Origin of the sequence: Salmonella sp. A29-2 (genome assembly GCF_020150755.1) — a bacterium.
In the GTDB taxonomy this organism is placed as follows: Bacteria; Pseudomonadota; Gammaproteobacteria; order Enterobacterales; family Enterobacteriaceae; genus Salmonella; species Salmonella enterica.
Map to the genome: position 1 here is coordinate 3,134,156 of NZ_CP083731.1, position 13,071 is coordinate 3,147,226.

Below are 13,071 nucleotides of genomic sequence, written 5' to 3' on the forward strand. Positions count from 1 at the left end.
CCTTTATTTAATCGACGTTCAGCGCGTCATTAACCAGATCTTGTTGCTGTTTCTGGTGAACGGACATATACCCTACCGCCGGAGAGGCGGAGGCCGGGCGACCTGCATAACGCAGAGCGGCCCCAAACGGAATCACTTCACGGAAATGATGCTGACTGCAGTACCATGCGCCCTGGTTGAGCGGCTCTTCCTGGCACCAGACAAAATCATGGACGTGAGCGTATGGTTGCAGCGCTTCCTGCACCGCTTTATGCGGGAACGGATAGAGCTGTTCGATGCGCACGATAGCGACATCTTTCTGGTCGTTTTTGCGCCGTTGTTCCAGCAGGTCGTAATAAACCTTACCAGAACACATTACCACGCGTTTTACGGCTTTAGGGTCCAGCTCGTCAATTTCGCCAATGGCCGGCTGGAAGGAACCGTTCGCCAGTTCATCAAGCGTGGAAACCGCCAGCGGGTGACGCAGCAGCGATTTCGGCGACATCACCACCAGCGGACGACGCATCCCGCGCAGCGCCTGACGGCGCAGCATATGGTAGACCTGCGCCGGGGTGGACGGCACGCAAACCTGCATATTCTGCTCGGCGCAAAGTTGCAGATAACGTTCCAGACGCGCGGAGGAGTGCTCCGGCCCCTGCCCTTCATAGCCATGCGGCAACAGCATCACCAGACCGCACATCCGGCCCCATTTCTGCTCGCCGGAGGAGATGAACTGGTCAATCACTACCTGCGCGCCGTTGGCAAAATCGCCAAACTGCGCTTCCCAGATAGTCAGGGTACGTGGTTCCGCCGTGGCATAACCGTATTCAAAAGCCAGTACCGCTTCTTCAGACAGCACGGAGTCCCAGACTTTAAACTGTCCCTGACCGCTGTGAATATGCTGCAACGGCGTATACGTTGAGCCGTTCGTCTGGTTGTGGATCACCGCATGACGATGGAAGAAGGTGCCGCGACCGGAGTCTTCCCCGGACAGGCGCACCGGAATGCCTTCATCGACCAGCGTGGCGTAAGCCAGATTTTCCGCGCCGCCCCAGTCAAACAATTTCTCGCCTGCCGCCATTGCCTGACGGTCGCCATAAATTTTCGCCACGCGAGACTGCATTTCAATGGCTTCCGGCACGGTGCTGATACGTTTTGCCAGCTCCTGCAGGCGCTTCATTTCTACCTTGTTCGGGTATGCTTCATCCCATTCGTGGTTTAGATACGGCGACCAGGTGAACGAGTGCATATTCATCGGACGCCACTCTTTCACCACGCATTCGCCTGCATCCAGCGCATCGCGATAGAGGTTGACCATTTCGGTGGCATCTTCCAGCGTTGCGACCTTATCAGCTTCCAGTTTGTCGGCATAGATTTTACGCGGCGTCGGATGCTTTTTGATTTTCTGGTACATCAGCGGCTGGGTTGCGCTTGGCTCGTCGGCTTCGTTGTGGCCGTGACGGCGGTAGCACACCAGATCGATGAACACATCGCGTTTAAAGGTATTACGGAAGTCCAGCGCCAGACGGGTCACAAAAGCTACGGCTTCCGGATCGTCCGCATTGACGTGGAAAATCGGTGCCTGGACCATTTTACCGATATCGGTGCAGTAAGGCGTTGAACGCGCATCCAGTGGGTTAGAGGTGGTGAAGCCCACCTGGTTGTTGATAACGATACGTACCGTACCGCCCACTTCGTAACCGCGCGCTTTCGACATGTTCAGAGTTTCCTGAACCACGCCCTGGCCGGTCACCGCGGCGTCGCCGTGAATAGTGATCGGCAACACTTTGTTGCTGCTCGGTTCGTCCAGTCGGTCCAGACGGGCACGCACGGAGCCCATCACCACCGGGCTCACAATTTCCAGATGCGATGGGTTAAACGCCAGCGCCAGGTGAACCAGACCGCCTTCGGTTTCGATATCTGACGAGAAGCCCATGTGATACTTCACGTCGCCGGTACCCAGATGTTCTTTATGCTTACCGGCAAATTCGTCGAACAGATCCTGCGGTTTTTTACCCAGTACGTTGATCAGCACGTTCAGGCGACCGCGGTGCGCCATCCCCAGCACCACTTCGCGAGTGCCGCTGTTACCCGCATGGCGAACCATCTCTTTCAGCATGGGTATCAGCGCATCTCCCCCCTCGAGCGAGAAACGTTTCGCACCCGGGAATTTGGCGCCCAGATAACGTTCCAGCCCTTCAGCGGCGGTCAGTTCGTTCAGGAAGCGTTTTTTCTCGTCAGCGCTAAAGGCCGCACGACCGGATTCGATGCGCTGTTGGATCCAGCGTTTCTCTTCGGTGCTGGTGATGTGCATATACTCAGCGCCAATCGGGCCGCAGTAGGTCTGTTTGAGCGCGTCGAGCAGCTCGCCCAGCTTCATCGTCTCTTTGCCGCTGGCAAAGGAGCCGACATTGAAGGTTTCCTGGAAATCGGCCTCGGTCAAATCATGGAAAGAAGGGTCCAGATCCGCCACGCGTTCTTGTTTCCAAAGACCCAGCGGATCGAGGTTTGCATGCTGATGGCCACGGAAACGATAAGCGTTGATAAGCTGCAGGACTTTAACCTGCTTCACATTGGTGTCAGGGTCGGAAATCGTAGAAGAGTGACGTGAGCCAGCCAACGCCTGCCGCCGGAAATATTCACGTGTTTTTGAATGGAGTTGATCCGGTTTGACTCCGGTACCAGGTAACTGCTGGAACGTCAAACGCCAGTTAGCGTCTACCGAGTCAGGATCGGTTAAGAAGTCTTCATAGAGCTGTTCTATCCAGCTCTGATTCGAACCAGAGAGGTAAGAAGAGTCCAACCAGGCTTTCAAAGCGCTGTTCTGCATCGTGATCCCTTAAGCATCTTTTCTGCTTATTTAATACTCTAAATAGGTCACGTTTCAGGAAGGCGGCAAGCTTGCGAATCCCAGGGAGCTTACATCCAGTAAGTGACCGGGGTGAGCAAGTGCAGCCAACGCACATGTAACGTGAACTATGACGAGTATTTCGCCGTGGATACTAACCACGCATACGCTGTATGCGTGCCGGGGTTCACTTGTTGCGGACTGTCGTGTCATCTGCGTCCGCTAAGGAACCTTTAAAAACTGTCTAATAATCTTCGCTGTTCAGGCTACGACTGCGTTGCGGCCTTCGCTCACTCCGGTCACATAGTTAACTATGCTCCCGAAGATTCGTTCAGACCGCGCCTTGTCTCGCTCTGAACATCTCGATTATTACTCATCATATGGCAGTTTTTAGAGGTTTCCTGCACTTCTATTGCCTGATGGCGCTGCGCTTATCAGGCCTACGGGATTGCGCCTGTAGGCCGGATAAGACGGTACGTCGCCATCCGGCAACTACTACAACTACTTATGCGCTACGCTGCAACAGCATCGACTTAATATGGCCGATAGCGCGCGTCGGGTTCAGTCCCTTAGGACATACACTGACGCAGTTCATAATGCTGTGACAGCGGAATACGCTGAATGCATCACTCATCCCTTCCAGACGACTGTCAGTCTCGGTATCACGACTATCGATCAGGAATCGATACGCCGCGAGCAGCCCCGCCGGACCGATAAACTTATCCGGGTTCCACCAGAATGACGGGCAGGATGTTGAGCAACAGGCGCAAAGAATACATTCATACAGCCCATCGAGTTTTTCACGCTGCTCCGGCATCTGCAGATGCTCACGAGCCGGTGGATTTTGCCCATTATTCAATAAGTAAGGCTTAATCTTCTCATATTGTGCGTAGAATTGCCCCATGTCTACCACCAAATCGCGGATCACCGGCAAACCGGGTAGCGGGCGAATCACAATCTTCTTACCCGGCTGGTTCAGCGCCGAAATAGGGGTAATACAGGCCAGACCATTCTTACCGTTCATATTCAAACCATCAGAACCACACACGCCTTCGCGGCAGGAACGGCGGAAAGAAAGGCTGGGATCTTTTTCTTTAAGCTGGATTAACGCATCCAGCAGCATCATGTCGCGCCCTTCTTCGCCTTCCAGGGTGTAATCCTGCATACGCGGAGCGTTATCGACATCCGGGTTATAACGATAAATCGAAAATTCGAGTTTCATCATCCTGTCTCCGCAATTAATAAGTACGAATCTTCGGCGGGAACGCCGGACGCAGTTTCGGTTCCATATTGACGCTTCGGCGCGTCATGGATTCCGTTTGCGGCTGATACAGGGTATGACACAACCAGTTGGCATCATCACGCTCCGGGAAATCGAAGCGGCTATGCGCGCCGCGGCTTTCCGTCCGGAAGTTGGCTGATACGGCAGTGGCGTAGGCAGTTTCCATCAGGTTATCCAGCTCCAGACACTCAACACGCTGGGTATTAAACTCGCTGGACGTGTCATCCAGACGGGCGTTTTTCAGACGCTCGCGGATCACTTTCAACTGCTCAAGCCCTTTCGCCATCGCGTCGCCTTCACGGAATACGGAGAAGTTATGCTGCATACACTCCTGCAACGCTTTGCGGATAGCCACCGGATCTTCGCCATTGCGGTTATTGTTCCAGCGATTCAGGCGCTCCAGAGAACCTTCAACGTCAGACTCGCTGGCGTCGCGCAGCACGCCCTGCTCGGCGATGGATTCCTGTAAATGCAGCCCCGCCGCACGGCCAAAGACCACCAGATCCAGCAGTGAGTTACCGCCCAGACGGTTGGCGCCGTGAACCGATACACAGGCGATTTCGCCTACCGCAAACAGCCCCGGAATCACCACATCTTCGCCCTGCTCGTTCACGGTCAGCGCCTGACCGGTCACTTTAGTCGGAATACCGCCCATCATGTAGTGGCAGGTCGGGATAACCGGAATCGGCTCTTTCACCGGATCGACGTGGGCGAAAGTACGGGACAGCTCCAGGATACCCGGCAGGCGAGATTCCAGCACCTCTTTACCCAGGTGATCCAGTTTCAGTTTAGCGTGCGGCCCCCACGGGCCGTCGCAGCCGCGACCTTCACGGATTTCGATCATGATGGAACGCGCCACCACGTCACGACCCGCCAGGTCTTTGGCGTTCGGCGCATAACGCTCCATAAAGCGCTCGCCGTGTTTGTTCAGCAGGTAACCGCCTTCGCCGCGGCAGCCTTCTGTCACCAGCACGCCCGCCCCGGCGATACCGGTTGGGTGGAACTGCCACATTTCCATGTCCTGCACCGGGACACCGGCACGCAGCGCCATACCGACACCGTCACCGGTGTTGATGTGAGCGTTGGTGGTGGACTGGTAGATACGGCCTGCGCCGCCGGTCGCCAGCACCGTCGCGCGGGCTTTGAAGTACACCACTTCACCGGTTTCGATGCACAGTGCGGTACACCCCACCACCGCGCCATCCTGGTTTTTCACCAGATCCAGCGCATACCATTCGGAGAAAATCGTGGTGTGGTTTTTCAAATTCTGTTGATACAGCGTATGTAGCAAGGCGTGACCGGTACGGTCAGCCGCCGCCGCGGTACGTGCCGCCTGCTCGCCGCCAAAGTTTTTCGACTGGCCGCCGAACGGGCGCTGATAGATACGTCCATCATCAAGACGGGAGAACGGTAGCCCCATGTGCTCCAGTTCCAGAATCGCTTCCGGTCCGGTCTTACACATATATTCGATGGCATCCTGGTCACCAATGTAGTCCGACCCCTTAACGGTGTCGTACATGTGCCATTCCCAGTTATCTTCATGGGTATTACCGAGCGCCACGGTGATACCGCCCTGCGCGGAAACGGTATGGGAACGGGTCGGGAAGACTTTCGAGAGCAGCGCACAGGTTTGGCCGCTCTGGGAAATTTGCAGCGCCGCGCGCATACCTGCGCCACCGGCACCAATCACAACAGCATCAAATTCTCTGACTGGCAGTTTCATTACACACCCCACACCACAACAAATCCATAGATGACGTAAACCACCAGCGCAACAACAATAACGAGTTGCAGTATCAGACGCACTGCCAGTGGTTTAACGTAGTCGGTTAACACCTGCCACATGCCGATCCAGGCATGAATCAAGATGGAAAAAAGCGCCAGCAGGGTGAAGACTTTGGTGAAGGCCGATGAGAAGAAACCGGTCCAGGCTTCAAAGGTCAGTTCGCCGCTCGTGGCGAAAAAACCCACCATGTAGATGATGTATAACGTCAGAACGATAGCGGTAGCACGGACCAGGATGAAGTCATGTACGCCATTGCGTCCTAATGCGGAGGCGTTGCTTACCATACGAGGACTCCTGCGAGAAGTGAAAGCACGACAGTGATAACAAAAGAGATTTTGGCAGAGCGTTGACCCGCTTCGAATGTTTCTTCCAGATAGCCAAAATCCATTAACATGTGACGAATTCCCACGATGACGTGATACGCCAGCGCGGTAAGGATGCCCCACATGATAAATTTAACGATGAAGCCGTCCATGATGTCGGCGGCCTGCTGGAATCCTTCCGGAGAAGAGAGGCTGGTGCCCAGTAGCCACAGTAGTATGCCGACGGCGATGAAAGTAATCACACCGGATACGCGATGGAGAATGGACGCTATCGCTGTGATGGGGAACCGAATCGTTTGTAGATCCAGATTGACAGGTCTTTGTTTTTTCACATTTCTTATCATGAATAACGCCCACATGCTGTTCTTATTATTCCCTTAAGACTTCGGTTACAGAGGTGAATCTACCTGTAGCCAGAAAGACGACGGGATTTCCTTCCTCCGGTCTGCGTGCGGGTCAGACAGCGTCCTTTCTATAACTGCGCGTCATGTAAAACACTGCTTCCAGTAGCTAAAACGACACGTTACAACGCTGGGTGGCTCGGGATTGCAGGGTATTCCGGAGACCTGGCGGCAGTATAGGACGTTCACAAAATCATTACAATTAACCTACATATAGTTTGTCAGGTTTTATCCTGAACAGTGACACAGGTCACGATAACAACATTTTTTTAATTTTCAATCATCTGATTTGACAAACATTAAACAAAATTGTTACAAACGACACCAGAAAAAGCATATAATGCGTAAAAGTTATGGGGTCACTCTTTCACCTGTTAATAAGTTATGCAACAGTACAATGATATTGACCCATTCTTTCAGGACAGTTATTAGTGATAGACAGGTTACATTACTCGGATTGCTACGTTCCTGATTTGCTGCTAATTCGAAATTAATCAAGCCGTTACCTGCAAGCGCCCATTGCTCTGTACCCAGGTCATCCCCTCTTTCACAGAGCGGCGAGCCAAATAACAAACTGGTAACGGTTGATTGATGCATACACAGAATCTTCCCTGCACTAACGACGAGGAAGATGACGTGTAGAAGGCAAGTCTGAGTTCCGGCAGTCTTAAGCAATAAGGCGCTAAGGAGACCGTAAATGGCTGATACAAAGGCAAAAATCACCCTTACTGGTGACACTGCTATTGAACTGGATGTGCTAAAAGGTACACTCGGTCAAGATGTTATTGATATTCGTAGTCTCGGTTCAAAAGGAATTTTTACTTTTGACCCTGGTTTCACCTCTACCGCATCCTGCGAATCTAAAATCACCTTCATCGACGGCGACGAAGGCATTTTGTTGCATCGCGGTTTCCCGATTGACCAGCTTGCTACCGATTCCAACTATCTGGAAGTCTGTTACATCCTGCTGTACGGCGAAAAACCGACGCAGGAAGAGTATGACGAGTTCAGAACGACAGTCACCCGCCATACGATGATCCATGAGCAAATCACTCGCCTGTTCCATGCTTTCCGTCGCGACTCACATCCGATGGCGGTAATGTGCGGGATCACTGGCGCGCTGGCAGCGTTCTACCACGACTCGCTGGATGTGAACAATCCGCGCCACCGTGAAATCGCGGCGTTCCGCCTGCTGTCCAAAATGCCGACCATGGCGGCGATGTGTTACAAATATTCAATCGGTCAGCCGTTTGTTTATCCGCGCAACGACCTTTCCTACGCCGGTAACTTCCTGAACATGATGTTCTCCACGCCGTGTGAAACCTATGAAGTGAATCCGGTACTGGAGCGCGCGATGGACCGTATTCTGATCCTGCACGCTGACCATGAGCAGAACGCCTCAACGTCAACGGTACGTACCGCAGGTTCAAGCGGCGCCAACCCATTCGCCTGCATTGCCGCCGGGATCGCCTCCCTGTGGGGACCCGCGCACGGCGGCGCCAACGAAGCCGCGCTGAAAATGCTGGAAGAAATCAGCTCTGTTAAACACATTCCGGAATTTGTTCGCCGTGCGAAAGACAAGAATGATTCTTTCCGCCTGATGGGCTTCGGTCACCGTGTTTACAAAAACTACGATCCGCGCGCCACCGTGATGCGTGAAACCTGCCATGAAGTGCTGAAAGAGCTGGGCACCAAAGATGATCTGCTGGAAGTGGCGATGGAGCTTGAGCACATTGCGCTCAACGACCCGTACTTCATCGAGAAGAAACTGTACCCGAACGTAGACTTCTACTCCGGCATCATTCTGAAAGCGATGGGCATTCCGTCCTCCATGTTCACCGTGATCTTCGCCATGGCGCGTACCGTTGGCTGGATTGCACACTGGAATGAAATGCACACTGACGGCATGAAAATCGCCCGTCCTCGTCAGCTGTATACCGGCTACGATAAACGCGATTTTAAATCGGCGCTGAAGCGTTAATTGACAACCGGATGGCGACACAACCCTCGCCATCCGGTACATTTTCCCTTTTTTCTTATCCTCATTATTTTATTCTTACCCCGTTACTCTCTATGATTAATTAAGGTTTCGCTAAATATCATTCAGGGAGCATGGAATGCCGATTCTGCAGTGGTTTTTGTTGTTCCTGTTATCGCTGCTCATTTCCCTTATTTTTCTCTATCTGCACCTTCCGGCGGCGATGCTGCTCGGTCCAATGATTGCGGGTATCGTGTTGAGTTTGCGAGGTAGCACGCTACAACTTCCGCGCGGTATTTTTCTCGCCGCGCAGGCAATTCTCGGCTGTATGATCGCCCAAAATCTAACCGGTTCGATATTGACCACCCTCGCCCTCTACTGGCCGGTCGTGTTTTTAGTGTTGCTGGTGACGCTGCTTTCCAGCGCGGTAGTCGGCTGGCTGCTGGTACGTTACAGCTCGCTGCCCGGCAACACCGGCGCATGGGGGTCTTCGCCGGGCGGCGCGGCGGCAATGGTAGCGATGGCGCAAGATTACGGGGCGGATATCCGCCTGGTGGCGTTTATGCAGTATCTGCGGGTACTGTTTGTGGCTGGCGCGGCGGTGCTGGTGACACGCCTGATACTCGGCGACAGCGCGGCAGCGGTCAGCCAACAGGTGATCTGGTTTCCGCCGCTTAGCGGTAATTTATTGACGACGCTGCTATTAGCGATCGTGGCGGGCATTGCCGGTCGCCTGTTGCGTATCCCTTCCGGCACGATGCTGCTCCCCATGTTGGCAGGCGCGCTTCTCCATTCGCAAGGCATCATTGAGATTGAATTACCCGAATGGCTGCTGGCCGTGGCGTATATGGCGATAGGCTGGCGTATTGGGCTGGGTTTTGACAGACAGGTGTTTTTTATGGCGCTGCGGCCATTGCCGCAAATCTTATTGTCAATTTTCGCGCTGATGGCGATTTGCGCCGCGATGGCGTGGGGAATGGCTTACTACATGCAGATTGATTTTATGACGGCTTATCTCGCCACCAGTCCCGGTGGTCTGGATACGGTTGCCGCGATCGCGGCAGGAAGCAGTGCCGATATGGCGCTCATCATGGCAATGCAAACCCTACGGCTGTTCAGCATTCTGTTAACTGGGCCAGCAGTGGCCCGTTTTATATCAACCTATGCGCCCAGACAACCTTTGTAGGACTGATAAGCGCCGCGCCATCAGGCAATAGCCGCTCGCCGATGGCGGTTCCGGCTATTTCTGGCAATGCGGGCACCAGTAAAACGGGCGTGAGGACAGTGTTGTCTTTTCAATAATGCCGCCGCACCGCTCGCACGCTTCGCCGTCACGGTGGAAAACCTTAAAGCGAAACAGTGCGCCATGATGCTTGTTTTCATCCGCCTGACCGCGAGTCGTGTAGGACAGGCGCGGAATATCCAACAGCGCGTGAGAAAGCGCATTCAGTTGCGCCTCGTTGAGATCTTTCGCTTTATGCTGTCCGGTTAACCCTACCTGCCAGAGGATTTCAACGCGCAGATAATTCCCCAATCCCGCCAGAAAGGCCTGATCCAGCAACAGCCCGGAAAATTGTCGGTTGCGAAAACGCGGCGACAGCAATCGAGCTTTAACCTCTTCCGGAGTGAGACGCGCGTCCAGCACATCCGGACCGACCCGCTGTAAAAAAGGGTGCGTCGTGAGCTGCTCTGCTGTCAGCATTTCGATATCAGACGCGCTATAAAGCAGAATAGTTTTATCCGCCGTTTGTAGCCTGACGCGCAATATACGCGTGGTCTGCGGTATTTCACCAGTATCGATCACCCGCCATACGCCATAGAGTTGGTTGTGGCTGTAGAGCGTCAGGCCATTTGAAAAGTGGGTCAATAACGCTTTTCCCCGCGTCTCTATCCGGGTAACAAGTTGACCGGTAAGCTGCGATTCATACGGTTTTAACTGTGCAAAGGCAAACCAGACATCGGTTAAGGGTTTGCCTTTGATTGCCGCCTCCAGATTATCCGCCGCACGACGAATTTCCGGGCCTTCAGGCATGATAATATCCTTTGTTAACAGTTGATTAATGGACTACACCGCCTCTGACTATCTGGAATGCACATCGAACGCCATAATGAACATCCACAGCCGTAATATAATAGCTTCAATCGTCGGGCTCTCAGGCAATAACGTGTATATTACGCGCATTGAACGCGGCGCGTAACCTGCGAGCGAATGCAAGCGCATACTCGCCGTCGCCATGAATGCACACCGTTTGCGCCGTGACAGTCGTCCACACGCCAGTAACGCTTTTCACTCTCCCGGCTTGTACCATATCCAGCGTTTGCGCCAGCGCCTGCTCTTCGTCGTGAATCAGCGCGCCAGGTTGCGTGCGCGGCACCAGGCTACCGTCGGCCTGATAGCCGCGATCGGCAAACACCTCCTGCCGCGTCACCAGGCGATGGCGCTCACCGGCCCGGATCAGCTCACTTCCCGCCAGTCCAACCAGTATCAGTGACGGATCATAGTCGTGTACCGCTTTCGCAATCGCCTGTGCCAGATGAGGATCTTTCGCCGCCTGGTTATAGAGCATACCGTGCGGTTTGACATGGCGCATTACGCCGCCTTGCGCCTGAACAATCGCCCCCAGCGCGCCGATTTGGTACAGCGTCTGGGCGTATACCGTTTCCGGCGGCAAAACCATCGCCGTCCGCCCAAAATTATCCCGATCCGGAAAGCTGGGATGCGCGCCGATTGCCACGCCGTTTTTCAGCGCCTCGCGCACGCAGGTCAGCATGGTTTGCGCATCACCGGCGTGAAAACCACAGGCGATATTGGCGGAGGAGACCAGCGTTAATAATTCGCTGTCGCTGGCGCAACCTTCGCCCAAATCCGCATTTAAATCAATGTTCATGCTGAAGCCGCCAGGTAAGCTGTTCCAGATAGCGCTGACGCTCATGGCGCGCGTTGAGCGCCTCTTCCAGCGAACATTGCACAAAATGGATCGGTTGTCCTAGCGGGATCTGCGCCAGATGGTACATATCTGCCTCGATGATGCAGGCAATGCGCGGATAGCCGCCAGTTGTCTGGGCATCATTCATTAGCACAATAGGTTGGCCGTTGTAAGGCACCTGCACGACACCGGGCAGCAAACCGTGCGACAGCAGTTCGCGATCCGTTGTCCGCGTTAACGATTGTCCCTGCAAACGATAGCCCATGCGATTACTTTGCGGACTGAGCTGCCATGGCGAACGCCAGAACGCTTCTTGCGAGGCGCGATCGAATTCACGGTATTCCGGCCCCGGCAGCGCACGGATGCGATTCCCCCACAGTAACTGCTTCACGCCCTGCGGCCCGCTAAACTGTCGCGATGGTTTACCCGTCGCCAGCCGATCGCCATCTTTTAGCAGCCGCCCTTCCAGCCCACCGATACCGGACTTCAGATCGGTACTACACGATCCCATCACCTCCGGCACAGCAATACCGCCCGCTACCGCCAGATAGCTACGCATCCCGTGAAGCGGTCGATGCAGCGTAAGACGCTGACCCGCTTTTACCGGCAATCGCCAGCCGGTCCAGACCGGTTGATCATCCAACTGCGCCTCGCAGCCTGCGCCGGTAAGAGCGAACCAGGTCTCATTTTCAAATTCGACAACCAGTTGACCGAGAGTGATTTCCAGCGCCGGGGCATTCGCATCGTTCCCGACCAGGAGATTAGCGGTCTGAAAGGCGGGTTTATCCAGCGCACCGCAGTGACTCAGCCCCGACTGACGAAAGCCGTGACGCCCGCTATCCTGCACGGAGGTGTAAATCCCCGCGCGAATAATATTCAGCATATTCCCTCCTTTTGCGGCACAAAGCGTACGCTATCGCCAGGGCGTAGCAGAACCGGAGGCTCCCGCATCGGATCGAATAACTTCAACGGCGTGAGGCCGATCAGCTGCCAGCCGCCCGGCGTGGATAATGGATAAATACCCGTCTGCGCGCCGCCGATGCCGACAGAACCGGCCGGAACCTGCAGGCGCGGCTCCGCGCGTCTGGGCATATGGAGCGGTTCTGGTAAATTCCCAAGATAGGGAAAGCCAGGCTGAAAGCCTAAAAACCAGACGACATATTCAACGGAGGCATGTAGCTCCACGACCTGCTTTTCACTCAAACCGCTGTGCCGTGCCACCGCCGCCAGATCCGGCCCGCCTGCGCCGCCATAGATCACCGGGATCTCAACCGAACGCGAGTCCGGCTCCAGCGCCTCGCTCTCTTCCCACCAGCGCTGCAGACGCTCAATCGCATCCAGCGCCAGGGTTTGCGGTTCCCGCAAGATCACGGTGATATTGTTCATCCCGGGAATGGCTTCCACCACGTTCGGCATATCGACCAGACGCTGCGTCAGACGCCAGATGCGTTTCTGGCTCGCCAGCGTAATCGGCGGTTCAAGTTCCAGGACGACCGCCGTTTCGCCTAACAGATAACAACGCGCTCGCTGCACTTTATTACCTCTCA

General features: G+C 54.6%; 12 protein-coding genes. 2 read left to right on the forward strand and 10 right to left on the reverse strand.

Features of this window, described 5'->3' with window-relative positions:
• Nucleotides 1-7: 7 nt before the first annotated feature.
• From sucA to K8W53_RS15385, 6 genes are all read right to left on the reverse strand, one after another.
• Complete coding sequence (gene sucA / locus K8W53_RS15360) at nucleotides 8-2,809, reverse strand: 2-oxoglutarate dehydrogenase E1 component (protein WP_001181500.1); 2,802 nt, start codon at nucleotides 2,807-2,809, stop codon at nucleotides 8-10.
• A gap of 523 nt (nucleotides 2,810-3,332) precedes the next feature.
• Entirely contained in the window at nucleotides 3,333-4,049 is a 717-nt protein-coding gene (gene sdhB, locus K8W53_RS15365; RefSeq protein ID WP_001727709.1) for a succinate dehydrogenase iron-sulfur subunit SdhB, read from the reverse strand.
• A 16-nt stretch (nucleotides 4,050-4,065) separates the two neighbouring features.
• Entirely contained in the window at nucleotides 4,066-5,832 is a 1,767-nt protein-coding gene (gene sdhA, locus K8W53_RS15370) for a succinate dehydrogenase flavoprotein subunit (protein WP_000775561.1), read from the reverse strand.
• Nucleotides 5,832-6,179, reverse strand: a complete 348-nt coding sequence (gene sdhD, locus K8W53_RS15375) for a succinate dehydrogenase membrane anchor subunit (protein ID WP_000254356.1) — start codon at nucleotides 6,177-6,179, stop codon at nucleotides 5,832-5,834. Before sdhD ends, sdhA begins: the two co-directional genes overlap by 1 nt.
• Nucleotides 6,173-6,577: a succinate dehydrogenase cytochrome b556 subunit gene (gene sdhC / locus K8W53_RS15380; protein ID WP_000263340.1), complete on the reverse strand. Its 405-nt coding sequence runs from the start codon at nucleotides 6,575-6,577 to the stop codon at nucleotides 6,173-6,175. Before sdhC ends, sdhD begins: the two co-directional genes overlap by 7 nt.
• 393 nt (nucleotides 6,578-6,970) lie before the next feature.
• Nucleotides 6,971-7,216: a hypothetical protein gene (locus tag K8W53_RS15385; RefSeq protein WP_001539488.1), complete on the reverse strand. Its 246-nt coding sequence runs from the start codon at nucleotides 7,214-7,216 to the stop codon at nucleotides 6,971-6,973.
• A gap of 100 nt (nucleotides 7,217-7,316) precedes the next feature.
• Between K8W53_RS15385 and K8W53_RS15390 the strand changes: the two genes are divergently transcribed.
• The gene (locus tag K8W53_RS15390) at nucleotides 7,317-8,600 is read left to right on the forward strand and encodes a citrate synthase (protein WP_000785808.1); all 1,284 of its coding nucleotides are present in this window, start codon (nucleotides 7,317-7,319) and stop codon (nucleotides 8,598-8,600) included.
• Between the two features lie 136 nt (nucleotides 8,601-8,736).
• On the forward strand, nucleotides 8,737-9,783 hold the full coding sequence (locus K8W53_RS15395; RefSeq protein WP_023224974.1) for an AbrB family transcriptional regulator: 1,047 nt from the start codon (nucleotides 8,737-8,739) through the stop codon (nucleotides 9,781-9,783).
• 54 nt (nucleotides 9,784-9,837) lie between these two features.
• Here K8W53_RS15395 and nei read toward each other — a convergent pair whose 3' ends face one another.
• The 4 genes from nei to pxpB form a co-directional block, all read right to left on the reverse strand.
• Nucleotides 9,838-10,629: an endonuclease VIII gene (nei, locus tag K8W53_RS15400; protein ID WP_001113967.1), complete on the reverse strand. Its 792-nt coding sequence runs from the start codon at nucleotides 10,627-10,629 to the stop codon at nucleotides 9,838-9,840.
• Nucleotides 10,630-10,750: 121 nt separating this feature from the next.
• Complete coding sequence (gene pxpA / locus K8W53_RS15405; protein WP_001017911.1) at nucleotides 10,751-11,485, reverse strand: 5-oxoprolinase subunit PxpA; 735 nt, start codon at nucleotides 11,483-11,485, stop codon at nucleotides 10,751-10,753.
• Entirely contained in the window at nucleotides 11,475-12,407 is a 933-nt protein-coding gene (pxpC, locus tag K8W53_RS15410) for a 5-oxoprolinase subunit PxpC (RefSeq protein WP_000932043.1), read from the reverse strand. Before pxpC ends, pxpA begins: the two co-directional genes overlap by 11 nt.
• Entirely contained in the window at nucleotides 12,401-13,057 is a 657-nt protein-coding gene (gene pxpB / locus K8W53_RS15415) for a 5-oxoprolinase subunit PxpB (RefSeq protein WP_001188371.1), read from the reverse strand. The genes pxpC and pxpB overlap by 7 nt, the downstream gene beginning before the upstream one ends.
• Nucleotides 13,058-13,071 lie beyond the last annotated feature (14 nt).

Excerpts from the sequence above, each read along its gene's own strand:
- sucA (WP_001181500.1), bottom strand. The coding sequence starts at position 2,809 with ATGCAGAACAGCGCTTTGAAAGCCTGGTTGGACTCTTCTTACCTCTCT.
- sdhB (WP_001727709.1), bottom strand. The coding sequence starts at position 4,049 with ATGAAACTCGAATTTTCGATTTATCGTTATAACCCGGATGTCGATAAC.
- sdhA (WP_000775561.1), bottom strand. The coding sequence starts at position 5,832 with ATGAAACTGCCAGTCAGAGAATTTGATGCTGTTGTGATTGGTGCCGGT.
- sdhD (WP_000254356.1), bottom strand. The coding sequence starts at position 6,179 with ATGGTAAGCAACGCCTCCGCATTAGGACGCAATGGCGTACATGACTTC.
- sdhC (WP_000263340.1), bottom strand. The coding sequence starts at position 6,577 with ATGTGGGCGTTATTCATGATAAGAAATGTGAAAAAACAAAGACCTGTC.
- K8W53_RS15385 (WP_001539488.1), bottom strand. The coding sequence starts at position 7,216 with ATGCATCAATCAACCGTTACCAGTTTGTTATTTGGCTCGCCGCTCTGT.
- K8W53_RS15390 (WP_000785808.1), top strand. The coding sequence starts at position 7,317 with ATGGCTGATACAAAGGCAAAAATCACCCTTACTGGTGACACTGCTATT.
- K8W53_RS15395 (WP_023224974.1), top strand. The coding sequence starts at position 8,737 with ATGCCGATTCTGCAGTGGTTTTTGTTGTTCCTGTTATCGCTGCTCATT.
- nei (WP_001113967.1), bottom strand. The coding sequence starts at position 10,629 with ATGCCTGAAGGCCCGGAAATTCGTCGTGCGGCGGATAATCTGGAGGCG.
- pxpA (WP_001017911.1), bottom strand. The coding sequence starts at position 11,485 with ATGAACATTGATTTAAATGCGGATTTGGGCGAAGGTTGCGCCAGCGAC.
- pxpC (WP_000932043.1), bottom strand. The coding sequence starts at position 12,407 with ATGCTGAATATTATTCGCGCGGGGATTTACACCTCCGTGCAGGATAGC.